Origin of the sequence: Paenarthrobacter nitroguajacolicus, assembly GCF_051027655.1 — a bacterium.
GTDB classification, from domain to species: domain Bacteria; phylum Actinomycetota; class Actinomycetes; order Actinomycetales; family Micrococcaceae; genus Arthrobacter; species Arthrobacter nitroguajacolicus.
Window position 1 is genome coordinate 570,866 of record NZ_CP073234.1, and the last position, 26,314, is coordinate 597,179.

27 protein-coding genes and 2 pseudogenes are annotated in these 26,314 nt (G+C 63.2%); 19 read left to right on the forward strand and 10 right to left on the reverse strand.

All coding sequences use genetic code 11. The annotated features are described in order from the left end of the window. Window positions 1-43 precede the first annotated feature (43 nt). The 6 genes from KCX59_RS02935 to KCX59_RS02960 all read left to right on the forward strand — a co-directional run bounded on the left by KCX59_RS02935 (window position 44) and on the right by KCX59_RS02960 (window position 6,047). Complete coding sequence (locus KCX59_RS02935) at window positions 44-1,180, forward strand: hypothetical protein (protein ID WP_179017900.1); 1,137 nt, start codon at window positions 44-46, stop codon at window positions 1,178-1,180. A 53-nt stretch (window positions 1,181-1,233) separates the two neighbouring features. Continuing rightward, complete coding sequence (locus KCX59_RS02940; protein WP_178996658.1) at window positions 1,234-1,920, forward strand: TrmH family RNA methyltransferase; 687 nt, start codon at window positions 1,234-1,236, stop codon at window positions 1,918-1,920. A 204-nt stretch (window positions 1,921-2,124) separates the two neighbouring features. Further along, complete coding sequence (locus KCX59_RS02945) at window positions 2,125-3,351, forward strand: lipase family protein (RefSeq protein ID WP_179017899.1); 1,227 nt, start codon at window positions 2,125-2,127, stop codon at window positions 3,349-3,351. 137 nt (window positions 3,352-3,488) lie between these two features. Continuing rightward, complete coding sequence (locus KCX59_RS02950; protein ID WP_179017898.1) at window positions 3,489-4,415, forward strand: endonuclease domain-containing protein; 927 nt, start codon at window positions 3,489-3,491, stop codon at window positions 4,413-4,415. A 190-nt stretch (window positions 4,416-4,605) separates the two neighbouring features. Continuing rightward, on the forward strand, window positions 4,606-5,625 hold the full coding sequence (gene fbaA / locus KCX59_RS02955) for a class II fructose-bisphosphate aldolase (protein WP_178996652.1): 1,020 nt from the start codon (window positions 4,606-4,608) through the stop codon (window positions 5,623-5,625). Beyond that, on the forward strand, window positions 5,625-6,047 hold the full coding sequence (locus KCX59_RS02960) for a DUF3151 domain-containing protein (RefSeq protein WP_011773312.1): 423 nt from the start codon (window positions 5,625-5,627) through the stop codon (window positions 6,045-6,047). Before fbaA ends, KCX59_RS02960 begins: the two co-directional genes overlap by 1 nt. A gap of 66 nt (window positions 6,048-6,113) precedes the next feature. On the opposite strand, the gene KCX59_RS02965 is transcribed toward KCX59_RS02960, so the two are convergent. Genes KCX59_RS02965 through KCX59_RS02975 form a run of 3 tightly spaced genes read right to left on the reverse strand, consistent with a single transcriptional unit; the run spans window position 6,114 to window position 9,084 of the window. Continuing rightward, window positions 6,114-6,935 carry an ABC transporter ATP-binding protein gene (locus KCX59_RS02965; RefSeq protein ID WP_179017897.1) on the reverse strand — a complete coding sequence of 274 codons (822 nt, stop codon included), beginning with the start codon at window positions 6,933-6,935 and terminating at the stop codon, window positions 6,114-6,116. Next, window positions 6,932-7,996, reverse strand: coding sequence for an iron-enterobactin ABC transporter permease (fepG, locus tag KCX59_RS02970; protein ID WP_179017896.1), 1,065 nt, complete (start codon window positions 7,994-7,996; stop codon window positions 6,932-6,934). Before fepG ends, KCX59_RS02965 begins: the two co-directional genes overlap by 4 nt. Further along, a complete protein-coding gene (locus KCX59_RS02975) occupies window positions 7,993-9,084 on the reverse strand; it encodes an iron chelate uptake ABC transporter family permease subunit (protein ID WP_178996709.1) in 1,092 nt (363 codons plus the stop codon). The genes fepG and KCX59_RS02975 overlap by 4 nt, the downstream gene beginning before the upstream one ends. Window positions 9,085-9,217: 133 nt before the next feature. Between KCX59_RS02975 and KCX59_RS02980 the strand changes: the two genes are divergently transcribed. Continuing rightward, window positions 9,218-10,225 carry an ABC transporter substrate-binding protein gene (locus KCX59_RS02980; protein WP_179017895.1) on the forward strand — a complete coding sequence of 336 codons (1,008 nt, stop codon included), beginning with the start codon at window positions 9,218-9,220 and terminating at the stop codon, window positions 10,223-10,225. Between the two features lie 87 nt (window positions 10,226-10,312). Here KCX59_RS02980 and KCX59_RS02985 read toward each other — a convergent pair whose 3' ends face one another. Then, on the reverse strand, window positions 10,313-10,945 hold the full coding sequence (locus KCX59_RS02985; RefSeq protein ID WP_091465063.1) for a hypothetical protein: 633 nt from the start codon (window positions 10,943-10,945) through the stop codon (window positions 10,313-10,315). A 464-nt stretch (window positions 10,946-11,409) separates the two neighbouring features. On the opposite strand from KCX59_RS02985, the gene KCX59_RS02990 reads away from it, so the two are divergent. From KCX59_RS02990 to KCX59_RS03020, 7 genes and pseudogenes are all read left to right on the forward strand, one after another. Beyond that, on the forward strand, window positions 11,410-12,024 hold the full coding sequence (locus KCX59_RS02990; protein WP_370629199.1) for a SipW-dependent-type signal peptide-containing protein: 615 nt from the start codon (window positions 11,410-11,412) through the stop codon (window positions 12,022-12,024). Between the two features lie 3 nt (window positions 12,025-12,027). Then, window positions 12,028-12,135 (forward strand): annotated as a pseudogene (locus KCX59_RS02995) (hypothetical protein); the annotation flags it as partial. A 45-nt stretch (window positions 12,136-12,180) separates the two neighbouring features. Continuing rightward, complete coding sequence (locus KCX59_RS03000) at window positions 12,181-12,687, forward strand: hypothetical protein (RefSeq protein ID WP_256871484.1); 507 nt, start codon at window positions 12,181-12,183, stop codon at window positions 12,685-12,687. After that, window positions 12,684-13,235: a signal peptidase I gene (locus KCX59_RS03005; protein ID WP_256871483.1), complete on the forward strand. Its 552-nt coding sequence runs from the start codon at window positions 12,684-12,686 to the stop codon at window positions 13,233-13,235. The genes KCX59_RS03000 and KCX59_RS03005 overlap by 4 nt, the downstream gene beginning before the upstream one ends. Further along, window positions 13,222-13,911, forward strand: a complete 690-nt coding sequence (locus tag KCX59_RS03010; RefSeq protein ID WP_179017893.1) for a hypothetical protein — start codon at window positions 13,222-13,224, stop codon at window positions 13,909-13,911. Before KCX59_RS03005 ends, KCX59_RS03010 begins: the two co-directional genes overlap by 14 nt. Beyond that, window positions 13,908-14,423 carry a hypothetical protein gene (locus tag KCX59_RS03015; protein ID WP_178996640.1) on the forward strand — a complete coding sequence of 172 codons (516 nt, stop codon included), beginning with the start codon at window positions 13,908-13,910 and terminating at the stop codon, window positions 14,421-14,423. The genes KCX59_RS03010 and KCX59_RS03015 overlap by 4 nt, the downstream gene beginning before the upstream one ends. Before the next feature lie 228 nt (window positions 14,424-14,651). Next, a complete protein-coding gene (locus tag KCX59_RS03020) occupies window positions 14,652-15,941 on the forward strand; it encodes an adenylosuccinate synthase (protein WP_178996637.1) in 1,290 nt (429 codons plus the stop codon). On the opposite strand, the gene KCX59_RS03025 is transcribed toward KCX59_RS03020, so the two are convergent. Next, the gene (locus KCX59_RS03025) at window positions 15,938-16,666 is read right to left on the reverse strand and encodes a DUF2306 domain-containing protein (RefSeq protein ID WP_179017892.1); all 729 of its coding nucleotides are present in this window, start codon (window positions 16,664-16,666) and stop codon (window positions 15,938-15,940) included. The two genes, KCX59_RS03020 and KCX59_RS03025, sit on opposite strands and share 4 nt — an antisense overlap. Before the next feature lie 150 nt (window positions 16,667-16,816). Here KCX59_RS03025 and KCX59_RS03030 point away from each other — a divergent pair, with 150 nt between their 5' ends. From KCX59_RS03030 to KCX59_RS03045, 4 genes are read left to right on the forward strand one after another with little or no spacing between them, the layout of a single operon-like run. Beyond that, window positions 16,817-17,539 (forward strand): TetR/AcrR family transcriptional regulator C-terminal domain-containing protein, encoded by a 723-nt coding sequence (locus KCX59_RS03030; protein ID WP_178996633.1) that lies wholly within the window; start codon window positions 16,817-16,819, stop codon window positions 17,537-17,539. Then, a complete protein-coding gene (locus KCX59_RS03035) occupies window positions 17,536-18,996 on the forward strand; it encodes an MFS transporter (protein WP_179017891.1) in 1,461 nt (486 codons plus the stop codon). The genes KCX59_RS03030 and KCX59_RS03035 overlap by 4 nt, the downstream gene beginning before the upstream one ends. A 10-nt stretch (window positions 18,997-19,006) precedes the next feature. Then, complete coding sequence (locus KCX59_RS03040; RefSeq protein ID WP_179017890.1) at window positions 19,007-19,882, forward strand: SMP-30/gluconolactonase/LRE family protein; 876 nt, start codon at window positions 19,007-19,009, stop codon at window positions 19,880-19,882. Window positions 19,883-19,892: 10 nt separating this feature from the next. Then, window positions 19,893-20,090, forward strand: coding sequence for a DUF6480 family protein (locus KCX59_RS03045; protein ID WP_179017926.1), 198 nt, complete (start codon window positions 19,893-19,895; stop codon window positions 20,088-20,090). Window positions 20,091-20,264: 174 nt separating this feature from the next. Here KCX59_RS03045 and KCX59_RS03050 read toward each other — a convergent pair. Then, window positions 20,265-21,017: pseudogene (locus KCX59_RS03050) on the reverse strand (malate dehydrogenase); the annotation flags it as partial. A gap of 228 nt (window positions 21,018-21,245) precedes the next feature. Here KCX59_RS03050 and KCX59_RS03055 point away from each other — a divergent pair. Beyond that, window positions 21,246-22,523, forward strand: a complete 1,278-nt coding sequence (locus KCX59_RS03055; protein WP_179017889.1) for a flavin-containing monooxygenase — start codon at window positions 21,246-21,248, stop codon at window positions 22,521-22,523. A gap of 61 nt (window positions 22,524-22,584) precedes the next feature. On the opposite strand, the gene KCX59_RS03060 is transcribed toward KCX59_RS03055, so the two are convergent. The 4 genes from KCX59_RS03060 to KCX59_RS03075 are packed head-to-tail and all read right to left on the reverse strand — an operon-like array spanning window position 22,585 to window position 26,297. Beyond that, on the reverse strand, window positions 22,585-24,006 hold the full coding sequence (locus KCX59_RS03060) for an aspartate ammonia-lyase (RefSeq protein WP_179017888.1): 1,422 nt from the start codon (window positions 24,004-24,006) through the stop codon (window positions 22,585-22,587). A gap of 41 nt (window positions 24,007-24,047) precedes the next feature. After that, window positions 24,048-25,208: a M20 family metallopeptidase gene (locus KCX59_RS03065; protein ID WP_179017887.1), complete on the reverse strand. Its 1,161-nt coding sequence runs from the start codon at window positions 25,206-25,208 to the stop codon at window positions 24,048-24,050. Beyond that, entirely contained in the window at window positions 25,198-25,869 is a 672-nt protein-coding gene (locus KCX59_RS03070; RefSeq protein ID WP_179017886.1) for a DUF1028 domain-containing protein, read from the reverse strand. Before KCX59_RS03070 ends, KCX59_RS03065 begins: the two co-directional genes overlap by 11 nt. Beyond that, window positions 25,866-26,297: a RidA family protein gene (locus KCX59_RS03075; protein ID WP_091465082.1), complete on the reverse strand. Its 432-nt coding sequence runs from the start codon at window positions 26,295-26,297 to the stop codon at window positions 25,866-25,868. Before KCX59_RS03075 ends, KCX59_RS03070 begins: the two co-directional genes overlap by 4 nt. Between the last annotated feature and the right edge of the window lie 17 nt (window positions 26,298-26,314).

The following is a 26,314-nucleotide window of genomic DNA, read 5'->3' on the forward strand; positions in this document are numbered from 1 at the left end:
CCCAGAGACATCCCGGTGTCCACCGCATGTGAAAGGGCCTGTCATGAGCAACAACAACGGAGTGCCGCAGCCTCCCTACACCCCGGACGGTGTTCCGCAGCCGCGATACGACACTGGCAAGGACCAGTACAGCCAGTACCAGCCGGGGCAGACTCAGCCGATTTATCAGCCGGAAGCCCAGACTCAGGCTTTCCCAAACCAGCCGGTGCATCCCGATGGCGAGTACGCCGAAACCGTCCACCGCTACCCCCAGGCGCAGCCCGGGCAACCGGGCCAGCCGGGCTACCCGGGACAGCCGGGCGGACCCGGAGGCCCCGGCCAGAACCCGGGCGACCACAACAAGAAGTCCCTGTTCCTCATCCTGGGTGGTGTCGCCGTCGTCGTGATTATTGCGCTGGTGGTGACCTTCACGTGGCTGATTCCATCGATGACCAAGCCAACAGCAGTTGATACTCCGCTGCCATCGGTGACGTCCTCCGAAGAAGCGTCAGAGGCTGCAGCCGAGCCGTCTGCTGAACCTTCCGGCGAGGCTTCGGCATCCTCCGAGATCCCCTCTGACGCCATCCCCCTGCCCGCAGGGTGGGACGAGTTGGCCGGACCGAGCAACGTACCGGCTGATGGCGATCCGCTGTTCAGCAAGTGGGTCACGGGTGAATCCTCCTTCCAATACCTGGCCGAGTGGACCCACGACGAGTCGTTTGGCATCACCAAGGACCCCACCACCGGTGTAGAGATCCAGAAGAAGGCCCAAGGAACTGTGGAGGCGGACGGTGACGGAATTGCGCTCGCCTACGCTTTCTTCGCAGAGTCTGAGGAAGGCAAGTTCGGCAAGGATCCGGCGGAGATCAAGAAGGCCATCAAGGACATCGAAACCCGCTACAAGGGGATGACCGCTACCGAACTGCCCCAGAACCTGGTGGGCCACAAGTGCACGGCTGACTTCAAGACCACCATGCCGGAAATCCGTGAGTTCCGCAGAGGTGAGGCTGTGGTCATCGCGTTCACTTGCACCAACGCCCGCGGCGAAGAGATTCAGGCCGTGAACCTGTTCTCCGTGACGCCGTGGGGAACCCCGCAGATGCTCGGCGTCAGTGGCCACAAAACGTATTGGGATGCACACCCCGGGCTCTTCGAGCAATTGGGTAACTCGTACCGCATCAACAAGTGGAAGATGGGCTGACGGCGCTCAGCTCAGCGCTCAGGCAGGCCACGGGGCAGGGCTAAAGTTGAGGGGTGACTGACCTTCCCCCCAATAACGCCCTGCCCACGCCTGCCGAAACCACACCGGAAGGTGAGGCGGAAGCGAAACCCGAGGTCGGCGTCGGGCCTTGGGAGGGCGAGTGGCCGGTGGGCGAGCACTGGGACGCGGACCTGTTGAGGGATGGTGACCGCCGCAACGTGGTGGACCAGTATCGCTACTGGAAGCACGAGGCGATCGTGGCCGACCTTGATTCCAAGCGGCACGACTTCCACATCGCGATTGAGAACTGGCAGCACGACCTCAACATCGGGACCGTAGTGCGGACGGCCAACGCCTTTCTCGCCAAAGAGGTACACATCATTGGTCGACGGCGGTGGAATCGTCGCGGGGCCATGGTCACCGACCGCTACCAGCATGTCCGCCACCACCCCACCGTTGAGGACTTCGTCCAGTGGGCTGAGGAGGAGGGGCTGGCAGTGATCGGCATCGATATCTTCCCGGACTCCGTGCCGCTGGAGACCTACGACCTCCCCAAGAATTGCGTGCTGGTGTTCGGCCAGGAGGGCCCCGGCCTGACGCCGGAGGTGCACGATGCCGCCGTCGCAACGCTTTCCATTGAGCAGTTCGGCTCCACCCGCTCCATGAACGCAGCCTCGGCCGCGGCCATCGCCATGCACGCCTGGGTCCGCCGGCACGTGTTTCAGCAGCCCGTCTCTTAGCCCCCGGCCGCCCGGCCCCGCCCTGGCGAGTTGCCCCGCCCCGCCGAGTTGGCACATAACCCCCATGTTTTCCGAAAACTTGGGGGTTAAGTGCCATCTCGCGGCAAGAAATATTCGCTGAATCCCTAGGCCCGGATGTTACTCATAAGTAACATCTGGCGTGAACCGTGCTCAACGATGAGCACGGCTACTACTGGAGGTTCAATGAAGCATCCTTCTCTACGACTGTCTTCCGCTTTCATCCTTGCTTTCCTGCTCGCGGCGGGCAGCGGTGGGGCTGCCACTGCGGCCCCGGAGCCCGCCGACTTTTACGCCGCCCCGGCCGCGCTGCCACCCGCCAACGGCGACGTGATCCGGACTGAGTCGTCGGTCTTCTACGTCGATCCCCTTAAGGCCATCAGGGCGCAGGCCGCGGTGCAGCGCGTCATGTACCGATCCGTGAACAGCGCCGGTGTTCCCGTCGCAGTGACCGGCACTGTCCTGGTTCCGTCCACGCCCTGGATAGGCGCGGGCGCTCGTCCGCTGGTGGGGTACGCCGTGGGAACCCAAGGGCAGGGCGATCAGTGCGCGCCCTCCCGGGCCATGGCTGCGGGCGAGGAGTACGAGGGCGTCTTCATCGCCGGTTTACTGGCGCGGGGATACTCCGTTGCGGTGACCGATTATGAAGGACTGGGCACTCCGGGCAGCCACACATATATGGATCGCGCCTCGCAGGCACACGCAGTGCTCGACGTCGTCCGCGCGGCCCAGCGACTAGGTAACCCTGAGCTTGTGGCCGGCGGACCAGTGGCCCTCGCTGGATACTCCCAGGGCGGTGGCGCCTCGGCAGCTGCCGTCGAACTTGCGGCGCAGTATGCGCCGGAGCTGAACCTCAAGGGCGCCTATGCCGGTGCGGTCCCGGCGGATCTTCCCTCAGTGGGACGCAACCTCGACGGCGGGCTGTACACCGGCTTCCTTCTCTATGCGGTGACCGGCATGAGCGCTGCCGGGAGGCTGGACCTTGGCCCATATCTTAGTGTTGCCGGCCAAGCGAAAATCGCCGCGACGGACCAGGAATGCACTGTGCAGTCCATTGCCTCCAGCGGCTTCCTGGACACTACCGGGCTCACGGTGTCCGGGGAGAAGCTGAGTTCACTGTTGGACCTGCCGCAGGTCAAGCCAGTGATCGCGGAACAGAAAATCGGCAACGGGCGCGCACCCGTGGTTCCGGTGCTGCTCTCCCACAGTGTGCTGGACGATGTCATTCCTTACGATCAGGGCCGCCAGTTGGCCAAGCGATGGTGCGCGGCGGGTTCGTCTGTGTACTTCGATACCACTGCCGGGGCTACCCACGTTGGAGGGTATGCGGCGGCGATCCCGCAGGCCTTCGTGTTCCTGGAGCGTCGCTTTGCGGACAGGAGTCCGGCGAGCAACTGCTGGCTGAACGGATAACTCACCTCCCGCCGAACTGGCAGATAACCCCCATGTCCGAGCCCAACATGGGGGTTATCTGCCAACTCGCGGGGCGGGCGGCGGCATCACCTGTGGATAACCCCGCGGGGAGTCTGGTGGGCAAGCCAGAATGAGGAATGCGCAGGACAAACCTTCCGGACCATCTGACCACGGGCTCGTTTTCCTTGCGTGCATCGGACAAGGCCGGCGTGACCCGCAAGCGCACTGCTGCCAAGGATCTGGTGACTGTTTCCCGCGGTGTGAGGGTGCCGGTCCTGTCCGGTGCCACAGGGGCGGCAGCCCTACGGGCTTACACGGATCTGGATGATGCGTCCGTGCTTGTCATGCCCAGTGCCGCCCGGCTGTGGAATGTCCCGCTGCCCGGCTATGTCAGTGGCGATTGGCGGATTCACCTGGCCCGGCGGCGGGGATTCAGTTTTCCCCGGCGGGTCAACGTGGCCGGACACCTGCTCACCTTCCTGCCGGGGGAGACTGTTGAGCACGACGGCGTCAAGCTCACCTCGCCCGCGCGGACCTGGCTGGACATGGCTTCCGTGCTAAAGCTGGAGGACCTGGTCGCGGCCGGTGATTCCCTGGTGTGCTCGCACGGTCCCGATTTCCCTGTGCCTAAGGACGCGCTATGCAGCATCGAGGAGTTACGGGAGATCGTAGGGCGCCACCCTGGGATGCGCGGAGTGCGCACGGCACGGGCAGCACTGGAACTCATCCGGGTCGGCGCCGACTCGGCTCCGGAAACTCACATGCGGTTGGCTTTGATCGACGCGAACCTGCCTGAACCTGAACTGAACCACGTGGTCCGCAATCACCTCGGCCTGCCAGTCCTGTGGCCGGACGCCGCGTACCTCGAGTGGAAAGTCTCGCTTCAGTACGACGGCCAACACCATGGCGGCGCCGAACAACACCTCAGGGACATCGAACGCCAGGAACGCTCCCTGGCCTACGGCTGGCTTGAAGTCCGGATCTCCAAGCACGACCTCGAAGGTGAGAGACCCGCCGTCGTTCATAAAGTCCGCCGGGCGCTCCAAAGCCGCGGATGGAAGTAGCGCCGAGGTGGCACTTAACCCCCATGTCTTGCCGCAACATGGGGGTTAAATGCCAACTCGGCGGAAGTGTTAAGAACCACCAGTGACCCGAAACACGGCGTCCCGGCGGATATCGCTAGGATGGGTGCAAGCCGTAAGCGGTCTACTCCAGGGTTACCAACCCACAGACGAATTCAGCATAGGAGTCACCATGCCCATTGCAACCCCAGAGATTTACTCCGAGATGATCGACCGCGCAAAGGCTGGCGGATTCGCTTTCCCCGCGGTCAACGTGACGTCGTCGCAGACTCTGAACGCTGCGATCCGCGGTTTCGCCGAGGCCGAATCCGACGGCATCATCCAGGTTTCCACCGGTGGCGCAGCCTACTGGTCCGGCGCGTCCGTCAAGGACATGGTTGCCGGTTCCCTCGGCTTCGCCGCGTTCGCCCGCGAAGTAGCCAAGAACTACAACGTCAACATCGCCCTCCACACGGACCACTGCCCGCAGGACAAGCTGGCGGACTTCGTCCTCCCGCTGCTGGCCGCTTCCGAGGAAGCCGTGAAGGCCGGCAAGGACCCGATCTTCAACTCGCACATGTGGGACGGCTCGCACGAAGCCCTCTCCGAGAACCTGCGCATCGGCCGCGAGCTGCTGGAACGCGCCGCAGCTGCCAAGATCATCCTCGAAGTTGAAATCGGCACTGTCGGTGGCGAAGAAGACGGCGTTGAGAACGAAATCAACGAGAAGCTCTACACCACCACCGAAGACGCCCTCGCCACCATCGAGGCCCTCGGCGCCGGCGAAAACGGCCGCTACCTCACCGCGCTGACCTTCGGCAACGTGCACGGCGTGTACAAGCCGGGCAACGTGAAGCTCCGCCCGGAACTGCTCAAGCAGATCCAGGCCGAGGTTGGCGCCAAGATCGGCAAGGAAAACCCGTTTGACTTGGTCTTCCACGGCGGTTCTGGATCCACGGAGCAGGAAATCGCTGACGCCGTTTCCTACGGCGTCATCAAGATGAACATCGACACCGACACCCAGTACGCCTTCACCCGCCCGGTAGCCGGCCACATGCTTGCCAACTACGACGGCGTCCTGAAGATCGACGGCGAAATGGGCAACAAGAAGACCTACGACCCCCGCGTCTGGGGCGCTGCCGCCGAGGCTGGCATGGCCGCACGCATCGTCGAAGCCGCCCAGCAGCTCGGATCGGTTGGCAAGACCTTCTAATGTCCGACGAATTCCGGAAGAACCTGATGGGGCCGGAGCCCACGCTCCTGCCCGCCGAAACCGAGATCTACCAGCACCTGGCACTCGGCAACGAAGCGCTGGACCTGGTGGCGAAGAACCCCACGTCGTCTCTTCTGTGGGCCATCCTCGCGGAGGAAGCCTGGGCGGAGGGCCGGACCATTGAGTCCTACGCCTACGCCCGTGTTGGCTACCACCGCGGCCTGGATTCCCTGCGCCGCAACGGTTGGCGCGGCGTCGGACCCATCCCATGGGAGCACGAGCCCAACCAGGGCTTCCTTCGGGCGCTCTACGCTTTGGGTCGCGCCGCTTCTGCAATCGGCGAGGCTGAAGAGCCGGAGCGGATCGAGAAGTTCCTGAACGACTCGGACCCCAAGGCCAAGGCAGCGCTCGAAGCCCGCTAGGGACTCAAGCAAACGACGACGGCGACCCTCACCGAAAGGCGAGGGTCGCCGTCGTCGTTAAGGTCGTTAGTCCGTGACCGCTGCGTGCCGCGGGCGCCCCAGGGGAACCACCAGCGGTGTGTGGGTCACGGGGTCGTCGATGATCCGGCAGGCCATGCCGAACACTTCTTCCACCAAGGATTCAGTGATTACGTCCGCGGGAGCGCCTTCGGCCACCACCACGCCGTCCTTCATGGCGATGATGTGGTCCGCGTAGCGGCTGGCGTGGTTGAGGTCGTGCAGTACGGCAACCAAGGTGTGGCCCTTGTCCAGGTTCAGCTCGCGGAAGAGTTCCAGCAGCTCGATCTGGTGGGCGATGTCAAGGAACGTGGTGGGTTCGTCCAGGAGCATGAGCGGCGTCTGCTGGGCGAGGACCATGGCCACCCACACACGCTGCCGCTGGCCGCCGGACAGTTCATCCACCAGTCGGCCGGACAAGGACGCGACACCGGTGGCCTCCATCGCTTCGACGACCGCAATCTCATCGGAGACGGACCACTGCCGCAGCAGCTTCTGGTGCGGGTAGCGGCCGCGGGCTACAAGGTCCGCAACGGTGATGCCGTCGGGCGCGATGGAGGATTGCGGCAGGAGCCCGAGACGGCGGGCAAGTTCCTTCGCGGGCAGTGAGGTCACGGATTTCCCGTCGAGCATGACCTGTCCGCTGCGGGGTTTGATCAGCCGGGCGAGGGCGCGCAGCAGCGTGGATTTGCCGCAGGCGTTGGGCCCGACGATGACGGTGAACTGCCCCTCGGGGATGCGCACGTTGAGGTTTTCGGAAATGATGCGTTGCTCATAACCGATGGTCAGTGCTTCGGCGTGGAGCTGCGGCGCAACAGAGGTGAGGCTCATGATTTCCTTGCTTCCCTGGCCAGCAGCCAGACGAGGTAGATACCGCCGATACACACCGTCACAACGCCCACGGGCAGCTGGATCGGGGCGAACAAGCGCTGGGCTGCGAGGTCGCTGGCCACCAAGAGGAATGCACCCATCACGGCGGATGGCACCAGAGTTATACCGGCGCTTCGGGTAAGACGACGGGCAAGTTGGGGCGCGGCCAGGGCCACGAACGCGATGGGACCCGCAACCGCCGTGACGGCTGCAGTCAACGCCACGCCCAGGACCAGCAGCAACAAACGGGTGGGTTCCGCCCGGACTCCCAAGGCGCGGGCGGCGTCGTCGCCCATTTCCAGCAACTGCATCCGACGCGCCACTGCCAGCGTGGCCACGCCAACCACAACAACCACGACGGCGGCAGGCGCCGCTTGCTGCCAGGTGATGCCGTTGAGGGACCCGGCACCCCAGACAGCTGCAGCCAGGGCGGCCTCAAGCTCGGCCTGCAGGATCAGCCAGTGGTTGAACGCGGCCAGCATGGCGCTGATGCCGATGCCCACAATGATGAGCCGGAAGCCCTGGGAGCCGCGCCGGTAAGCCAGCAAATAGACGGCCAGGGCAGTGAGGATACCGCCAACGAGGGCACCCGCTGCGATGCCAAGGTAACCGCCTCCAACAGTCAGCATCACAATAAGCGCACCAGTGTAGGCGCCGGTATTGAAGCCGATAATGTCCGGGCTGCCCAGCGGGTTTCGGGTCATCGATTGGAAGATGCCGCCGCTCATTCCCAAGGCCGCGCCGAACACAAGTGCCGAAAGAACGCGGGGGAGCCGCCATTCCATGACGATGGTTTGGGCCAGCCCAGGGGCGTCGCCCGTGAAGGCTTGCAGGACTTGCTGCACGGTGACGTCGTAGTCGCCGGTTGCCAGGCTCACGATCGCTACCGTAAGGGCCGCGAGGATCAAAGGGATGCAGACAAGAATGCTGCGGACATCGAACCGGAGGCTCAGCGAACGGTTACGGACCAGGGCTGTCGGCCGGCCAAAATCCAGGCGGCTTCTTGGGTCCAATCGCGTCATAGCCCACTCACTTTCCGGCGCCGAGCCAACGCGATAAGGACCGGCGCACCGATGAACGCCGTCACAACACCCACCTGAAGCTCGCCGGGTGCGGCGACCCTGCCCACCACGTCCGACACAAGGAGCAGGATGGGGGAGAGCACCACGGTGGTGGCCAGGATCCAGCGCTGGTCCGGGCCAACGATCCACCGGGCCACGTGCGGAATCATGAGCCCCACAAAGCCGATCGCACCTGCTCCGGCGGTCGCTCCTCCGCTGAGGAGGGTGATGGCCACGACGCCCAGGATCCGGGTGCGGTTGACGTTGGCGCCGAGGGAAGTGGCGAGGTCGTCGCCCAGTGCCACGGCGTTGAGCCCGCCAACGCAGAACAGCGCGATGATCAATCCCACCACCATGAACGGCGCCACGGTCATGACCGACTCCATGCTCCGGGTGTCCAGCGAGCCGATGCTCCACGAGCGCAAGTGGTCGAAAGCCTTGGGGTTCAGGAGGGTGAGACCCGAGCCGATACCGGTGAGGACCGCGCCCAGGGCAACACCGGCGAGGGTCAGCCTGATGGGATTCACCACGTTCCTGCCGGAGGTGCCGATCAGGTAGACCGCTGCGGTGGTCAGGATTGCCCCGGCAAACGCGAACCAAATGTAGCCGCTGAGGGATCCGATACCGAAGACGCCGATGGCAATCACAATGGCAAACGAAGCTCCGGCGTTGACGCCCAGGATGCCCGGATCGGCCAACGGATTCCGTGTGATCGCCTGAATGAGCGCGCCGGCCACGCCAAGGGAAATGCCGACGGCGATGCCCATCAATGTACGCGGCAGCCGATTCTGAAGGATGATCGCATGATCCGCCGTGTCCTGGGGATTGATGAACGCTTCAAGGACCGTTGTCGCAGGGATGGATTTTGCTCCCACACCGAGACTGAGGATCGCCGCGCCCAGAAGGACTGCTGCCGCTAAGGCGAGAAAGAGGATCCGCCAAGGGGATTTATTGACGACGCCGGAACTGGCAACTGCGGTTGCAGCCGGACGGGCGGGAGCGGCTACTTGGGACATAACGCCGTCGATGGGGACACAGCAGGGGACCATTTCGAAGAGGGGCAGCAATATGACGGCCATTCCGTGACCGTCGTCACAACGTCACGAATGTGTGTCTTAATTAGGTTAGCCTTACCCAGTGAAAAATGACGATTTTGAAGTGCAGCCGCGTAGGGCCTCCCGCATGCGTAAGCTCGCTATGAAGGTGGCCGGAGTCGCCTTGGTGGCTGGCCTCATTGCGGGCTGCGGCACCAGTGGCGGGTCAGGTTCGGCTGCCGGCAACGCCGACGTTGCCACGGGCGGTTCCAAGTTCACCACCGCGGACCAGGAAACGGCCAAGCTGGGCACGGACGCTGCCCCCGGCGTTTTCCCGCGGACCCTGAAGCACGCCAACGGTGAGACCACCCTGGAGAAGAAGCCCACCCGCGTCGTGGTCCTCGACACCGGCGAGTTGGACGACGTCGTGGCCCTCGGCATCACGCCGGTGGGCATGGCCACCACTGAAGGCGCCAACCCTGTCCCCACTTACCTGGCTGACAAGGTCAAGGATGTGGCTTCCGTAGGGACCATCCAGGACCTCAACCTTGAAGCAATCGCAGCTCTCAAGCCGGACCTCATTCTGGGCAGCCAGCTCCGCGCCGACAAGCTGTACAAGCAGCTGTCCGCCATCGCCCCCACGGTCTTCAGCATCCGCCCCGGATTCCCGTGGAAAGAAAACTTCCTCCTGGTGGGCAAATCCCTGGGCGAAGAGGACAAGGCCGTCAAGGCGCTCAACGATTACCAGGCCGAAGCGGATGCCCTCAAGGCAGACGTGAAGGGCGATCCCAAGATTTCCCTGGTCCGCTTCCTGCCGGGCAAGATCCGCCTGTATGCGAACAAGTCGTTGATCGGCGTCATCCTGAAGGACGCGGGCCTTGCCCGTCCCGAGAACCAGAACATTGATGAACTCGCTGCCGAGATTTCGGCCGAGAACATCGAACAGGGCGACGCGGACTGGATCTTCTACAGCAGCTACGGCGATCCCGCAGCAACAGGCGAAACCTCCGTGGTTGAAGGCGCAGTCTGGCCCAAGCTTGGCGCGGTCAAAGCCGGCCAGGCAAAGTCAGTCAGCGACGACGTTTGGTTCCTCGGCCTCGGCCCCACAGGCGCCCAGCAGATCCTGAAGGATCTCCGCAGCATGCTGGTCGGCTAAGGCCTCCAGATCAACACAAGCACCCCAACGACGACGGCGGCCCTCACCAAAAGGTGGGGGCCGCCGTCGTTATGCGTGCGTTGGTAACTAGGCCTTGCGGGGAATGCCCGTCCGGGCCATTGCCTCGGCGTAGGCGCCGTGGATGGCGTCCAGGTATTCCTGCTGGCGGGCAGGGGTGCCGGCGAAGGAGCGGCCACCCAGCGAGCGGACCTTGAAGGTCTTGAAGCCGCGGCGGGCGATGCTGGCCGGTGCGGCCTTCATGAGCTGATCGGCCAGGCGGTGTGCCTCGTTGCCGTGTGCCACCAGGGCGGACGTACGCGGCAGGAGCTGCAGGAGACGCAGGAGCGGCTTGAGACCTTCGGTGATGTTGGCCGGAGTCAGCTTGCCCGGTTCCTCGGACGGCTCGATCCACGGGTAGGCGTTCCAGGGCATCATGAGCGCGGGACGCAGGCCCAGCTGCCACTGCATACCGAGCATGCGGGTGTTGGCTTCCTCGTCACCCGGGTTGATGAAACCTTCGCCGGTGTTGGTGCGCTGATTGGAGAAAAGGCTGACGATGCGGCAGTCATCCATGCTGTGGGCGGGGTCGATGTAAAGGACCTCGCTGCCCGGCTTCTGCTCCTTGATGGAGTCGCACAACTCGTTGACCTCGGCGATGTGCGGTTCGTAGCGGCGGTTCCAGAGGATTTCTTCGGGTGATTCAGTCGCCAGTTCTTGCATCAGGGGTTAGGTCTCCTAGGTGTTACAGCGCACCGTTCCAAGGTGCCGCGGGCATGCCGCAGCCAAACCTCAAAGGGTGCTGTTGGGGGCTAACTAACCTTACCGGACTATGGGGGTGAACGGGTGCCGCTTCGGCGCGCCCCCGAATGCGACACGGCGTGTTGCCCCGGAACGTGGCGGGAGTCTCGACGACGGTGTGCGGATTCCGGCAAGATGCCGGAAGACTGGCCTGCCGAAGCGGCGTTGCAGTCCGCCGCATCGGATGAGACAGCAGGTGGGTACACTCTGTGCCCCGCGCCGTCGAGCATGAACCTTTATCTATCTGTCACGTCAAAGCCGTTGACTTTGACGTGCACAGGTGATGGGTTGGGGCTATTGGTTTTGGGGGAACCTATTCTGAAACCCCTGACTCAATGCACCGGTCTTCGACACCATCACTGGCATCATCTACCTCGGGGGTAAACGTGGTTGCATCAACAGAAGCATCGCCAGAATCAGGGCAGCGTCCCGGCAAGGCTCCAAAAGTCCGCGCGATCCTGGCGGGTGGTCTGGTTCTGGGAGTGGGTGCGGCGATCACCTTAGCCGCGTGGAACAGCTCCGAGTTTGCCCAAGACACCTTCACAGCAGGATCCTTCAATCTCCAGGGCAGCACCAACGGAACCACGTTCACTGAAAATCCGGTGGGCTCGCCTGCCACGTTGGCATTCACCACCAACCCGTCAAACCTTTCGCCGGGCGATGTCGTATCCGCTCCGTTCGCTGTCAGGTTGGATGCGGCGTCAAGCTATGACGCCGAGGTGACCATCTCCACGGAAGGTTCTACGGGGTCCCTGGCAGGCCTAACGTACGAGCTCACACAGTCTGACGCTTTTGGGTGCGCAGAAGCTGTCACGGGAACGTTGGTGGCGGCCGGACAAACGCTGGGGACGACGCCGGCAAGCGTCACCTTCTCCTTGGCTCAAGGAGCCGATACTGACCCCGGAACGCCCGTTAACCTCTGCTTCAGGGTGACCGCCGGGGCAGTCGTCCAAGCCCAAACCGGGTCCACGACGTGGGAATTCGCCGCACAGTCGCAGTGACTCATGGGTCATCGACGAGCAAAAACAAAGCGCGGTGTAATTTTCCTTCGTATCCGCGCGCTCCTCGCAGGGGCATTGGCTCTGGGACTCGGTGGCTCAGTCACACTCGCTTCGTGGACCGACAGCGACTTCGCGAGTGGTTCGTTCGGAGCCAGCGTGTTCCGAACTGAATCCAATGTCACCAAGCCATATGACGCCTTGGGTACATGGAGCACCAACGACGCTTCACCCGGTGCCACCTTGGTGTTCAATGCCGCTGCCATGAGCCCGGGCACGGTGTTCTATGCGCCGTTCGCCGTCAGGACCAAGGCCACATCCGTCGCGGGTGAGGTAGTGCTCGGGATTCCCGTGGTGTCCAGTAGCGGAACGGGGGTGGCAGATTTGGGGGCTGCGCTGCGTTATCGGGTGGTCCGATCGGCTACATGCGAGGCGTCGTCGTTTACAGGTAGCCAGGATTTTGTGGTTGGTAGCGATGGCGTGAAGCCGTTGACCGTGGGCCAAGCCGTCGGCGTCGTAAATCCACTGGCGGCGGCAACGGAGAGCCTGCCGGGGGCGGCCACGCAGTTCTGCTTTGAAGTGTCGCTTCCGGCGGGGGCAAACAATGCGTTGCAGGGTCAGACGGCAACCGCGATCTGGCAGTTTACTGCTACCTCAAGCTCATGAGCAGGCCCGGAATGCGCAGTGGCCGGTTTCAGCACCGCTTGCGGGAGACACTGCTAAACCTGGCTGCCGCGGGCGGTGCCGTCTGCCTCATCGCCGTGGTTCTCGCGGTGGCGTTCAACATCACCCTGATTCTCTTCAAAACCGGTTCCATGTCACCAACCATCCCGGCAGGTTCGCTGGCCGTTGTTCGCGAGATTCCGGCGGCCGAGGTAAAAACTGGCGACATTGTCACAGTGGACCGCCCCGGAAAGCTGCCCATTACACACAGGATCCAGAACGTTGAACCGGCGGAGGGTGCTGCCCGGGCCATTACCATGAAAGGGGACGCCAACGCCGAGGCTGATCCGGCGCCCTACGTCGTGGAGCGGGTCCGGATCGTGCTCTGGTCCGTCCCCGGTCTTGCGTATCCCCTGGCCGCTGTCGCCAACCCGGTGGTGTTGGGCGCAACTACCGTCTGCGTAGCGGCGCTCGTGAGCTGGGTGTTGTGGCCCCGAAACGCATCCCGGCGCGGTTCGCGGCGCAAAAGAGGGCATCATGCTGCTGCCTAAGTTGGGGGCTTTGCCGGGGTTGCTGGCCATCTTCTTGATGGGTGCGCCTCCGGCCCACGCGCAGGAAGGACCTTCCGGATGGTTGGAGCTCGACGCCGGTCCGGCTGGGGAGGTGCACCGTCTCACTCCGGGTGGGAGGGCGGATTGGGAGGTAGACGTGTACGCCCGGGGTGAGGCTGCTGGTTCGCTGGAAGTATGGATCCAGCCGACCGAATCTGCAGGTCCCCCTAGTAGTGAGTCCACGAGGTTCCGGGACTTCCTCAGCGTGCAACTACGCTCCTGTGACCAGCCGTGGGAGGGCACCTCGTGCGCGCACGGTGAACAGAGCTTGCTTGGGCCCACGGATCTAAAGCTTGCCGAGGGCTTGAGGATTGACCTCATGCAAGACGGCAGCACCTGGTCCAGGGGGGCATACGTCCTTGTGAGCGCGGCGCTGGCGGAGGACGTTCCTGAGGAGGTACAAGGGAGCCGCACGCAGATCGTGGTGGGCGTCCATGGTTCGGGCGACGCGGTTGGAGATGACACTTTCGGTGCCGCCACCGCACGCCCGGGCGGGCCGCCGTCGTCCGTTGGGTTGGCTGGTACCGGCGCCAGACTGGCTGGCTTCGCGGTGCTGGGCGTGTTTGCAGTGGCGGCAGGGTTCGCACTTGCGCGTTTTCGGGGTGCGCGGGCATGAAGAAGCGGCTCGGCTTGTTGAGTTCCGCGGCGATGGCCTTGGCCCTGCTGATCTCCACCTCAAGCCCGTCATCCGTGACCGACGCCTCCTGGCAGCGGAGTGAATTCGGCGAGGGGAGCTTCGGGACCATCACGATTCCGCCAGCGACCCTCAATGGCGCTTGCGAGTACAACCCCGCGTTCCTCGGCGCCGGCGCTTACGTGAGGGTATTTTGGAAACCGCCGTCCACCTACACAAACCTGACGGACGCAGTAATTGACGTGCACCTGGTCACCGCAGGATCTACGGTGACCACACTCCAGGGCTATCCCGGAGTTGCGAATACCACTGGCTCTGCCGCGGGCTACATTACGGAGATTCCGGCTACGCTCCTTGGTGGTATTTTGGGGTTCAACACGCAGTTCCAAGTGGATATCCATATCGCCGCGGAGGGGTGGAAGTCCACGCCCGTGTCGGTCAGGGCCAATGCAGGCCTGATTGCCGGCGTCGGCGGATCGTGCACCAATCTCTGAATCGTCATGCCGGGTAGTCCAAAACTTAGGCAAAACGTCGCGGAACGCCTCCTTGACACCAGAGAAACCGTTGTCATCGGCTAAACTTGGCTGGTAAGAGCCCCGAAACTCTTGCGTATGCCGTGCCTTGTGGCAGGCTGCACCAGCTACGTCGGGGCATTCTCATGTACGGCGTCTCGTCCTGGTCATCCGGCTGGGTCCGGGCCCGAAAGAATGGGGGAGGATCCCATGCCCGCTATCGTGATCGTCGGAGCCCAGTGGGGCGACGAAGGCAAAGGCAAAGCAACCGATCTGCTCGGTGGCCGCGTTGACTACGTGGTTAAGCCCAACGGCGGTAACAACGCCGGGCACACCGTGGTTGTTGGCGGTGAGAAGTATGAGCTGAAGCTCCTTCCCGCGGGCATCCTGAGCCCCAACGCAATACCTATTATCGGCAACGGCTGCGTGGTGAACCTGGAGGCCCTCTTCCAGGAAATCGAAGGCCTTGAAGCCCGAGGCGCGGACACGTCCCGCCTGCGGGTCTCGGCCAACGCCCACCTCGTTGCTCCGTACCATCAGGTCCTGGACAAGGTGACCGAGCGCTTCCTTGGCAGCCGGGCCATCGGAACCACGGGCCGCGGCATTGGACCCGCGTACATGGACAAGGTGGCCCGCTTGGGCATCCGCGTCCAGGATGTCTTCGACGAATCCATCCTCCGCCAGAAGGTGGAAGGGTCGCTGCGCCAGAAGAATGAACTGCTGGTCAAGGTCTACAACCGCCGCGACATCGTGGTGGACGAGATCGTGGAATACTTCCTGTCCTTCGCCGAGCGCCTGCGCCCGCTGGTCATCGACAGCACACTGGTCCTCAACAACGCCTTGGACGAGGGCAAGGTTGTGCTCATGGAAGGCGGCCAGGCAACGTTCCTGGACGTCGACCACGGCACCTACCCGTTCGTCACCTCGTCCAACCCAACAGCCGGCGGCGCGTCTGTTGGCTCCGGCATTGGCCCCACCCGCATTTCGCGGTCCATTGGCATCATCAAGGCCTACACCACGCGTGTTGGCGCAGGCCCGTTCCCCACGGAACTGTTCGACGAGATGGGCGTTTACCTGCAGAAGACCGGCGGCGAGTTCGGTGTGAACACCGGCCGCCCCCGCCGTTGCGGTTGGTACGACGCCGTCCTGGCCCGCCATGCTTCCCGGGTCAACGGCTTCACGGACTACTTCGTCACCAAGCTGGACGTCCTCACGGGCATCGAGCAGATCCCCGTCTGCGTTGCCTACGACGTTGACGGCGTGCGCCACGATGAAATGCCCATGACGCAGACCGAGTTCCACCACGCGGTGCCCATCTTCGAGTACTTCGACGGCTGGACCGAGGACATCACTGGGGCCCGCACCCTGGAAGACCTCCCGGAGAACGCGCGCAACTACGTGCTGGCCCTCGAAAAGCTCTCCGGTACGCGCTTCTCGGCCATCGGCGTCGGCCCGGACCGCGACCAGACCATCGTTGTTCACGACCTGATCAACGACTAAGTACTACTAAATTCACGACGACGGCGGGTCACCCGAGGTTCCTCATGGAACCGACCGGTGGACCGCCGTCGTCGTTGGATGAAGTACTCGGCCACCGTCAGATTGATAACCCAGGATGCGCCCATGAGCACTGCCCTTGTTGCCTCGTCTGTGGGGCCCGCAACCAGCATCCAGGACAGGAACACGAAGGCCTGCGTTCCCGCGCCCAGTGCGATGGCGTATGCACGCGTCATCCACGCGCCGTGGGTGGCGTAGTCGCGCCGTCGGATGGCGAACAGCCCCATGATGATGCTCGCAACCATGGCGGAACCAAAGATCAGCCGAAGAACCAGAAGGGCTTCGCCATCACCTTCCGGTAGGGCGTAGAACATCGACATCCATAGGCCGGACAAGCCAGCGAGCAGGCCCGCCGGTACCAGGATGCGTCCGGCCATTTGGTGCCACGATTGCCTGCCGCGTCGAGGTGGGGAAACGCGTCGAAGCGTGGGTGCGAACTGAAAGGCTCCCAGAAGGCTGTACACCGTGACTGTGACGATGTGCGTTACCACCGGGATGGGTGAAGCGAAGAACCGGGCGTTCTGCGGAGTGACGTTCGCGCCGCCCGTCAGCTCCGTGAGTCGCGCAGCGCCGGCAATCACCGGAATGAGACTGAGGACGATCAGGGCCACTGGCACGGCCCATTTTGTGCGGCGGTTCCGGATCTGCGGGGTGTTTTTGGATGTCATGACTCTGCCTGCGTTCTGGGTGGAAAACGGAAGGTGATGGGTGGAGACCGCTAGGTGTACGGTGTACACCTTTATGATCCAAACACTAGGTGTACGCTGTATACCTGTCAAGGCTGTACCCGTCCTTGGCTTAGTTCGGAAGGAAGTCGTATGACCCTGCTAGCCGAGGCAGCCCGGCGCATACCCCTGAACCGTGACCGCGTCCTAAGCGCCGCTGTCGTTCTCGCGGACGAGGTGGGTATCGAGTCGCTCAGCATGCGTCGCCTGGCACAGGAACTAGGCGTTGTTCCGATGGCGCTGTACAAGCACGTTGCCAACAAGGAAGAACTCCTCGGCGGCATGGTGGACACCATTGTTGGCGAGATCGGCCCGCCTGTCCCGGACGCTCCGTGGAAGTCCGCTGTCCGGCTCCGGGTCCTTTCGGCCAGGCAGGTACTCCTGCGGCATCCCTGGGCCCGCCCTGTGATTGAGACCCGCACGAACGTAACCCCCGCAGTCCTGGGGTATATGGACGGCTTCGCTGGGATGTTCCTGACGGGCGGTTTTTCCGTGGATCTCACGCACCATGTCATGCATGCCATGGGAAGCCGAATGTGGGGTTTTACCCAGGAGGTCTTCGATGACTCTGCGGGGGCTGGGAACCAGCATGCACAGGTGCCGGCGGATGCCCGGGCCGCCATGGCCCAGCAGATGGCCGAGAACTTTCCCCATCTCTTCAAGATTGCTGCCGTGGCAGCGCATGAGGACGGTTCCGTGGTCGGGAACGGCTGCGACGACCAATACGAGTTCGAATTTGCCCTTGACCTCCTCCTGGATGGATTCGAGCGGCTCCACCAGCAGAACTGGACATCAGGCGGGGGCAAGGGCAAATGAGCACAGCGACTGACGAGGGGGTCGGGTTCCGTTCCCGGCGCGGGCCCATACTGATAGCGCTGATGCTCGCAACGGGCTTGGTGGCGATAGATGCCACCATTGTTGCCACGGCAGTGCCGTCCATCGTGGAGGACATAGGCGGCTTCGCCTCGTTCCCTTGGCTCTTTTCCGCCTACCTGCTGGCACAGGCCGTCTCCGTCCCTGTTTACGCCAAGCTCTCAGACGTCGTGGGCCGCAAGCCAATCATCCTGGGTGGCATAGGCCTTTTCCTGCTTGGCTCGATTCTCTGCGGGCTGGCTTGGAGCATGCCTGCGCTCATTGCATTCCGAGTGCTCCAGGGGCTCGGGGCCGGCGCAGTCCAGCCTGTTGCAATCACGATTGCGGGTGACATTTACACCCTTGCAGAGCGGGCAAAAGTCCAGGGATATCTGGCCAGCGTGTGGGCCGTTTCTTCCGTAGTGGGACCAACCCTGGGAGGCGTCTTCGCGTCATTGGGAATCTGGCGGTGGATCTTCCTCATCAACATCCCGCTGTGCCTGATCGCAGCCTGGATGCTCCTCCGAACTTTCCACGAGAACGTCGAGAGAACCAAGCACCGCATCGATTACGCGGGAGCCGGACTGCTGACGATTTCTTTGAGCCTGCTCATCCTCGGGGCCCTCCAGGGCGGTCAAGCCTGGCCCTGGGATTCCCCGATCAGCTTCGCCGTGTTTGGCGGAGGGGCATTGCTGTTTGTTGTGTTTCTTTTGGTGGAAAGGAAGGCGGCGGAGCCTGTCCTGCCACCTTGGGTTGTCTCCCGGAGGCTCCTGGCGACGACGGCGATGGTCGCTTTCGGTGTTGGCGCGATCATGCTTGGCATCACAACCTACGTCCCGACGTTCCTGGAAGGGTCCCTTAAAACCTCGCCCCTTCTGGCCGGGCTCGCCTTGGCGGCGTTGACCATTGGCTGGCCCATCAGCGCGTCGCAAGCCGGCCGGTTGTACCTCCGAATCGGCTTCAAAAACACGGCCATCATCGGCATCGTGATTACGGTGATCGGCTCGGCCATCCTTGCCCTCACTGCCCCGACGCCCAACATTCTGCTGGTGGCAATGGCGTGCTTCGTCGTCGGGCTCGGACTCGGGCTGGTGGCGACGCCGAGCCTTATTGCCGCGCAAACCAGCGTCGAATGGAATGAACGCGGCGTCGTAACGGGCACTAACCTCTTTGCGCGTTCAATCGGCAGCTCTATCGGTGTTGCGGTTTTCGGTGCCATTGCCAACGCTATCTACGCCGGCGGTCCCGGCGGCGGTCCCGATCCGCAAACTACCGTGCACGCGTCCACTGCCGTCTTCCTGGCTGTGCTCGTCAGCGCAGTACTTACTGTTGTGGCGGTCCTGGTGATGCCCGCCGACGACGGAACGCACAGGAACAAAGAACGGGCTCAGAAGCCCAGCTCGGAACCTGCCAACGACTAGTCTCGAACCTATGGAAGAACTGATCACCGGCAGCCTGGAAAAGTTGTTTGAAGGAACCGTTTGGGCCGAGGGTCCTCTCTGGGTTCCGCAGCCGCAGACCGTTCGCTGGAGCGACATTCCCAACAACCGAATCCTCGAGTTCTCTCCGAGCACCGGCGCGACGCGCGAATACGCCACCGGCGTCGAGTACACCAACGGCCGGACGCTCCACCCCGACGGCAGCGTGGTGCAGTGCAGCCACGGCCGCAGGCGTGTTGAGAGGGACCACGACGGCGTGGTCACGCCGATCGTTGAAGCGTTCGGTGAGCATCGGCTCAACTCGCCCAACGATGTTGTGGTGGCCGAGGATGGCACCGTGTGGTTCACTGATCCTCCTTACGGGATCCTGCCCGGGACGGTGGAAGGGCATGAGGGCGAGCAGGAATACGGCGGTTGCTACGTGTTCCGATTTGACCCGGCCACAGCAGAACTGACTCCGGTGGTCACGGATCTGGTGCACCCTAACGGCCTGGCGTTCTCCCCGGATGAGTCGCTTCTCTACGTTGCGGACACGGCCGGCCCTGCGCATGAAGTACCGTTCCGGATCGCTGCCTACCCTGTGAAGGGCGGCTCGTGCGGTGAAGGCAGCACGTTCGTTGAGCTCGAAGATGACGCGGCCTCGGACGGCTTCCGCGTTGACGTCGAGGGCCGTGTATGGACCTCGGCAGGCTCGTCAGTTCGTGTCTATGCACCCAGCGGGGCGCTGCTGGCCGCCGTCGAGGTTCCTGAAAAGGTCTCCAATCTCTGCTTTGGAGGGGCCGACGGTCAGGATCTCTACATCACGGCCACTACGTCCCTGTACCGGCTGCGGACCTCGACGCGGGACACCACCATGAGAGTAACCTGAACACAGCAAGATCACAGGCTTGGAGCCGGGCGGAGGGGTACCACCGGGGGAGACCCCTCCCGGCGAAGCCTCCACCGCCGGACCACAGGGCCATGACGAAGGCGGTCCCAGGAAGGGCACGCAGTTCCTGTGGCTTGCAGCCATCGGTGCCGGCGTCCTGCTCACGCTGCTCTTCTTCATCGGCTACATCGTGGGCTTCTTCGACTAACCTGCTACGCAGCCCCGGCGATGGCTACGGGTTGACGCAAATGTCGTCGCTGCCGCGCAGGCGCCCGGCGTCGACCTTGCACGGCTGGTGACGCCAACAGCACGTCACTGGCGGAGATCAATCAAGCCGAGTTCAACCACGGCAGCCCGCTCGTCGAAAAGCTCAGCGGCAGTAGCGTCCAGCGTCGATGGTTGCCGACGCTGCTGATGCCGCAGAGGACGCGCCCCGGGCGTCGATGATCGCTGCGCCTCGACGAGCAACCGTGGGGATGAAGTCGTTCTCGATCCAGTCCTGATCGTTCACCACCTCGGCCGCGTTCCGGCCTGCAACCTCTGCGTGAAAGATGTCCGGATACTGCGTTGCAGAATGATTGCCCCACACGGTCATTTTGCGGATATCCCCGACCCTGACTTGAGTCTTTCTAGCAAGCTGTCCAAGGGCGCGGTTGTGATCAAGCCGGGTCAGGGCGCTGAATCGCGAGGCAGGGATGTCCGGGGCGTTGCTCATGGCAATCAAGGCGTTGGTGTTGGCCGGGTTGCCCGTCACTCCGATTCTGACGTCGTCGGCTGCCACCCGGTTCAGCGCCTGGCCTTGTGCTGTGAAAATGGCACCATTGGCACTGAGCAGATCGCCGCGTTCCATGCCCTTGGTACGCGGACGGGCGCCGACCAGCAAGGCAAGGTTGACGCCGTCGAAAATATGGTCGGCGTCATCGCCGATTTCCACCGAGTCGAGGGCGGGAAACGCGCAGTCATCGAGCTCCATCACCACTCCCTCAAGTGCCTTCAACGCGGGCGTGATCTCCAGGAGCCGGAGTTGCAGGGGAGTATCGGCGCCAAAGAGGGCACCACTAGCGATCCGGAAGAGGAGGCTGTAGCCGATCTGGCCGGCTGCTCCGGTCACGGCGATCTTGATGGGCGTGCTCACGTCACGTTCTCCTTGCTGATCTGTTGTACCCGATGGTCTTTGGAAGCTTGATGTCATGGTGCCACAGCGCTGTGGTGCGCGCAGTCCAATCATCATAATTTTCGATGTCGTTGCGCTGTTTTATTCGCTATGCAGATGCACTTTGTCCACGTGAGAATGAATTAACCGTCACAGAAAAGGGCCGCAGCAGCCAGCGCGTTTGCGACCTTTCGCTACATAGGAGAACACATGTCAAGCCAAGAGGTAGAGGTCCTCGTCGTAGGGGCAGGCCAGGCCGGGGTGGCGATGAGCGAGCACCTAAGCGAGCGGGGAATTCCCCACGTCGTCCTGGAACGCCACCGCATTGCCGAACGGTGGCGTTCCATGAGATGGGATTCCCTGGTTGCCAACGGGCCCGCCTGGCACGATCGTTTCCCGGGCCTGGAATTCACCGATATCGAGGCCGGCTCCTTCCCCTCCAAGGAGCAGGTAGCCGACTACTTCGTGGCCTACGCCCAGAAGATCGGCGCGCCCATCCGCTGCGGTGTGGAGGTCAAGTCAGTGCGCAGGAACGTCGGAGCGCCGGGCTTCCACGTACAAACATCCGATGGGGAATACAACGCACGCTACGTCGTAGCCGCCACAGGGCCGTTTCAGCGGCCGGTGATCCCCGCCGTCGTTCCCGAAACCGCCGGACTCATGCAGATGCACTCAAGCTCGTACCGCAACCCCGGCCAACTGCCCCAAGGTGCCGTCCTGGTGGTGGGCGCCGGTTCCTCCGGCGTCCAGATTGCCGCGGAAATCCAGCGTTCAGGCCGGCAGGTGTACCTTTCCGTTGGTCCTCACGACCGGCCTCCGCGGAACTACCGCGGCCGGGACTTCTGCTGGTGGCTCGGTGTTCTCGGCAAGTGGGACGCCTCCACCCCGGCACTGGGCGCCGAACACGTGACCATCGCGGTCAGCGGGGCAGACGGCGGCCACACCGTGGATTTCCGGGCGCTCGCCGAGAACGGAATCAAGCTCGTGGGGCGGACCCTGGAGATCCAGGACGGCACCATGCGTTTCGCGGACGATCTCCGTACCAACATTGCCAACGGCGATGCTCACTATCTGGAGTTGCTCGACGAAGCCGACGCGTACGTGGAACGCAATGGTTTGGACCTGCCGGAGGAACCCGAAGCCCGCTTCCTCAGGCCGGACCCGGAGAGCCTCACCAATCCCATCCATGAGCTGGACCTCGTCGCGGCCGGAATCACCTCCATCGTGTGGGCAACAGGCTTCGCAGTGGACTACAGCTGGCTGCAAGTGGACGCTTTCGATGACAAGGGAAAGCCGCTGCAGCAACGCGGCGTATCCACCGAGCCCGGCATCTACTTCCTGGGCCTGCCCTGGCAGTCACGCCGCGGATCCAGCTTCATCTGGGGCGTCTGGCACGACGCCAAGTACGTGGCCGACCAGATCACCATCCAGCGGAGCTACCTCACCCACAATGAGCAGGATGCCCTGGTGGCGAGCGGAGCCGTCTGACGCCAGAGCCGCAAAAGGGGACCACGCCGAGCAGGCGTGGTCCCCTTTTTGGTGGTTGGAATCAGGCGAGGCCGGCCAGCGACCTCGCCGAAAGAGCCTCCTCCATTTTCTGCGGGTCAAGCAGTCTGCGCTCAATCACCAATTCGGCAATGCCCCGTTGGGTTGCGAGGGCCTCCTTGGCCAGTTCTGCAGCGGCGGCGTATCCGATCAAGGGTGCCAATCCGGTGACGACGCTGATGGATTCGATCATCCGTTGCTGCAGCATCTGTGTATTGGCGGTGATGCCGTCCACACAGTGTGTCCGGAGTTGGCGGCAGGCCACAGTGAGCCAGGCGATCGACTCAAGCAAAGCGTCAGCAATGACAGGCTCGAAGGCATTGAGCTGGAGCTGCCCTGCCTCCACGGCCATGGTTACGGTGGCATCCGCGCCGATCACCCGGAAGGCAACCTGGTTGACCATTTCCGGGATGACCGGGTTGACCTTCCCGGGCATGATGGAGGACCCGGCCTGCACTGCGGGCAGGCGGATCTCGCCAAACCCTGTCTGCGGGCCGGAGGACAGCAGGCGGAGGTCATTGCAGATCTTGGACAGCTTCACTGCAGCCCTCTTCAAGACGCCCGATACGAGCATGAACACGCCCGTGTCGCTGGTGGCCTCCACAAGGTTGGTCGCGGAGGTGAGCTGCAGTCCGGTGATGGAACTGAGCTCATTGATCACAGCTTCCCGGTAGCCGGGGGAAGCGGTGATGCCGGTGCCGATTGCAGTGGCTCCAAGGTTGGATTCACGCAGGTGGGGAAGGAGTTCAAGGAGCCGTTGGCCGTCCTCACGGAGGGTGTCGGCGAAGGCACCAAACTCTTGTCCCATGGACATAGGCACAGCGTCCTGCAGTTGGGTGCGGCCCACTTTGATGATTCCGGCGAACGCTGTGGCCTTCGCGTCAAATGCTTGGATGAGCCGGGCGTGCTCGTCGCAAAACCCCGATATTTCCCGCTGCAGGGCGATCTTGATGGCGGTTGGGTAGACGTCATTGGTGGACTGGCTGCGGTTCACGTCATCAATGGGATGCAACGCCGCGTAGTCGCCCTTGCGGTGACCCATCAGTTCCAGTGCGCGGTTGGCAATGACCTCGTTGGCGTTCATGTTGGTGCTGGTTCCCGCGCCGCCCTGGATCGTGTCCACCACAAACTGGTCATCCAGCAGGCCATCCATGACTTCCAAGGAAGCCTTTTGGATGGCTGCGGATTTGTCCGGATGAAGGAGGCCCAGGCTTTCGTTTGCCCTTGCTGCTGAGTATTTCACGGCACCCAGGCTCCAGATGAGGGAACGCTGGGTGCCGATGGTTCGTCCGCTGACGGGGAAGTTGTCCACGGCCCGGAGCGTGCTGATGCCCCAGTAGGAAGCCTCGGGAACGTCCGCGTCCCCGAGGCTGTCGTGCTCTCGTCGTACTCCCGTGCAGGGAGAAGGTACTACTTGTTCTGTCATGGTCCTGTTCCTGAAAATGCCCACGACGCCGGACTCCCTGGCTACGGTGCCAGGTAGTCCAGTGCCGTGAGTGCCAAGGCGGCTGCGCCGTCGTGAATGGCAAGGTTGGCGGCGTCGCCGACGCAGTGCGCGGCGAACTCGGGTTGGTGGTTGGCTGCCGGGAAGCAGCCGAGTCCTATGTAGGGGTGGATGGCCGGAACCACTTGGGAAACATTGCCCATGTCTGTTGACGCCCGGTTCATGGTGGCTTGCTCCGGCGGGGCGTTGAAGTCCCGGCCGAGGGACTCCGCATGGTGCATGTACAGTTCAAGTGCCCGCAGGTCCGTGCGGAACTCCGAGTATGGTTCCGATTCCGGAGTCACCGACAACTCGCAGCCGGATGCCAATGCCCCCGCTTCGAAGCATCGTTGTACGCGCTCCTCCAGCTCGCCCAACAGCGCAAGTGATTCTGCACGGACGTACCAACGGCCCTCGGTCTTTTCCGGAATAGCGTTGGGCGCTTCGCCCCCGCGCGTCTGGATTCCGTGGACCCGGGTACCGGAAGGCAGTTGTTGGCGAAGGAGGCCCAACGCTACCTGGGCAACAATAAAGGCGTCGTTGGCGTTGACACCTTGATCCGGATACGCAGCGGCGTGGGCTGATTTGCCCCGGTATTCCACGTGGTTGTGGGCCACCGCGTAAGGGCGGGCCTCGGCGGAATCGACGGGGCTGGGATGGGCCATCATGGCCAGGTCCAAGCCCTGGAAAGCGCCCTTTTTGAGTAGCTCGATCTTTCCGCCGCCGCCTTCTTCGGCAGGGGTTCCATACAGTTCCACGGTCAGGTCATGTACGGCTGCGAACTGCGCCAAGGCCACGGCGGCACCGCACGAGATGGCCGTGATGATGTTGTGGCCGCATGCGTGGCCGAGGCCCGGAAGGGCGTCGTACTCGGCCATGAGCCCAACGCGGCGTGAGCCCGTTCCGAAGACGGCCCGGATGGCGGTGGGAAAGCCCAGATACTCTCTTTCCACCTTGAAGCCGTGACAGGACAGGTACTCTGCGGTCCAGCCGGCGGCACGATGCTCTTGCCAGCCAAGTTCGGGGTTGGCGTGCAGGGTTTCGGAGAGATGGATCAGGTGGGGCCGCTGCGCGTCAACGGAATCCAACACGCGCTGGCGCTGAACTGCCGGGGCAGTGATGGTGGTTGGTGCTTCACCGCTCATCGCCGGCAACCCCATAACTGATGGAAGCGGCGGGATCCAGGCCACGGACTACGTAGTCCTGCCGCTGGGGAAGCCAAACTTCCAGGAGCTCCTCCAGTTGCTCGATCGGGCGGTCATGCCAGTCCACGCGCAGGTCCGTGTCCCTCCAGCCGTGTCCGGATACCACCGAAAGTCCGGCTGATCGCACGGGTCCGGCTTCGCCGCCGGCCGCAACAGCGGCTCGAAGGGCAGCCATAAGGCGCACTTCCAGCTCTCCGGCGGTGGCTTCAAAGGCGTCGCAGAGGACTTGGGCAATCCCCGGAGCAGCGAGCATGTTGCCCGCCGCCACACTGTTGGGGCCCCTGCCTTCGCCAAACACGCCAAGGGTACGTTCACCACTGAACACTGCGGATCCACCGTTTGCGTCGAGCACCACCAGTTGCCGGTAATCCACTGCAGGTGATTCCTGCACGACGGCGTCAATCGCCTCCTGCGCGGAATAGCCCGCCTGCAGGCGGTCGAGTAATGCTGTTCCCAGACGAGGATCGGTGATGTTCTGGGAGCTCACAGCGCCGACCCCGTCGCGCAAGTGCGCGCAGCGGGCCGCAACAGCGGGAGAAGAAGAAGAGACCGCTATGCCGAACCTGCCGCTGCCGTCTGTGGCCGCGATGCTGAATGTCATGACCGCCCCTCCGAGGTACCCGTGGAGAGCACGGCAGTGGCGTCAATTTCCACAAGCCATTCCGGACGGGCCAAGGCCTGGACCACAATGCCCGTAGAGACGGGGAAAACGCCTTTGAGCCAGCGGCCCATGGTGCGGTAGACGGTTTCGCGGTAACGGGGATCGATGAGGTAGACGGTGACTTTGACGATGTCTTCAAGGCTGCTGCCCGCCTCCTTGAGCAACATGTCGATGTTGGCCATGGCCTTCTCCGTTTGGGCTTCGACGTCGCCAATGCCCACGGACTCGCGGGTCTCAAGGTCCTGTCCGATCTGGCCCCGAAGGTAAACCACGCCATTGGCCACCACGGCCTGGCACAGATCGTTGTCCAGGTTCTGCTCCGGATAGGTCTCTTTCGTGTTGAACGTACGGATACGCTGGTGCTTCATGTCGCGGCTTGCCTTTC

Coding starts and splice junctions, on each gene's coding strand:
- KCX59_RS03035 (WP_179017891.1), top strand. CDS start 17,536: ATGAGCACAGCGACTGACGAGGGGGTCGGGTTCCGTTCCCGGCGCGGG.
- KCX59_RS02975 (WP_178996709.1), bottom strand. CDS start 9,084: ATGGTCCCCTGCTGTGTCCCCATCGACGGCGTTATGTCCCAAGTAGCC.
- KCX59_RS03020 (WP_178996637.1), top strand. CDS start 14,652: ATGCCCGCTATCGTGATCGTCGGAGCCCAGTGGGGCGACGAAGGCAAA.
- KCX59_RS02945 (WP_179017899.1), top strand. CDS start 2,125: ATGAAGCATCCTTCTCTACGACTGTCTTCCGCTTTCATCCTTGCTTTC.
- KCX59_RS03025 (WP_179017892.1), bottom strand. CDS start 16,666: ATGACATCCAAAAACACCCCGCAGATCCGGAACCGCCGCACAAAATGG.
- KCX59_RS03005 (WP_256871483.1), top strand. CDS start 12,684: ATGAGCAGGCCCGGAATGCGCAGTGGCCGGTTTCAGCACCGCTTGCGG.
- KCX59_RS03040 (WP_179017890.1), top strand. CDS start 19,007: ATGGAAGAACTGATCACCGGCAGCCTGGAAAAGTTGTTTGAAGGAACC.
- KCX59_RS02985 (WP_091465063.1), bottom strand. CDS start 10,945: ATGCAAGAACTGGCGACTGAATCACCCGAAGAAATCCTCTGGAACCGC.
- KCX59_RS02980 (WP_179017895.1), top strand. CDS start 9,218: ATGCGTAAGCTCGCTATGAAGGTGGCCGGAGTCGCCTTGGTGGCTGGC.
- KCX59_RS03055 (WP_179017889.1), top strand. CDS start 21,246: ATGTCAAGCCAAGAGGTAGAGGTCCTCGTCGTAGGGGCAGGCCAGGCC.
- KCX59_RS03070 (WP_179017886.1), bottom strand. CDS start 25,869: ATGACATTCAGCATCGCGGCCACAGACGGCAGCGGCAGGTTCGGCATA.
- KCX59_RS03030 (WP_178996633.1), top strand. CDS start 16,817: ATGACCCTGCTAGCCGAGGCAGCCCGGCGCATACCCCTGAACCGTGAC.
- KCX59_RS03075 (WP_091465082.1), bottom strand. CDS start 26,297: ATGAAGCACCAGCGTATCCGTACGTTCAACACGAAAGAGACCTATCCG.
- KCX59_RS03065 (WP_179017887.1), bottom strand. CDS start 25,208: ATGAGCGGTGAAGCACCAACCACCATCACTGCCCCGGCAGTTCAGCGC.
- KCX59_RS02950 (WP_179017898.1), top strand. CDS start 3,489: ATGCGCAGGACAAACCTTCCGGACCATCTGACCACGGGCTCGTTTTCC.
- KCX59_RS03060 (WP_179017888.1), bottom strand. CDS start 24,006: ATGACAGAACAAGTAGTACCTTCTCCCTGCACGGGAGTACGACGAGAG.
- fepG (WP_179017896.1), bottom strand. CDS start 7,996: ATGACGCGATTGGACCCAAGAAGCCGCCTGGATTTTGGCCGGCCGACA.
- KCX59_RS02960 (WP_011773312.1), top strand. CDS start 5,625: ATGTCCGACGAATTCCGGAAGAACCTGATGGGGCCGGAGCCCACGCTC.
- KCX59_RS03015 (WP_178996640.1), top strand. CDS start 13,908: ATGAAGAAGCGGCTCGGCTTGTTGAGTTCCGCGGCGATGGCCTTGGCC.
- fbaA (WP_178996652.1), top strand. CDS start 4,606: ATGCCCATTGCAACCCCAGAGATTTACTCCGAGATGATCGACCGCGCA.
- KCX59_RS02965 (WP_179017897.1), bottom strand. CDS start 6,935: ATGAGCCTCACCTCTGTTGCGCCGCAGCTCCACGCCGAAGCACTGACC.
- KCX59_RS02935 (WP_179017900.1), top strand. CDS start 44: ATGAGCAACAACAACGGAGTGCCGCAGCCTCCCTACACCCCGGACGGT.
- KCX59_RS03010 (WP_179017893.1), top strand. CDS start 13,222: ATGCTGCTGCCTAAGTTGGGGGCTTTGCCGGGGTTGCTGGCCATCTTC.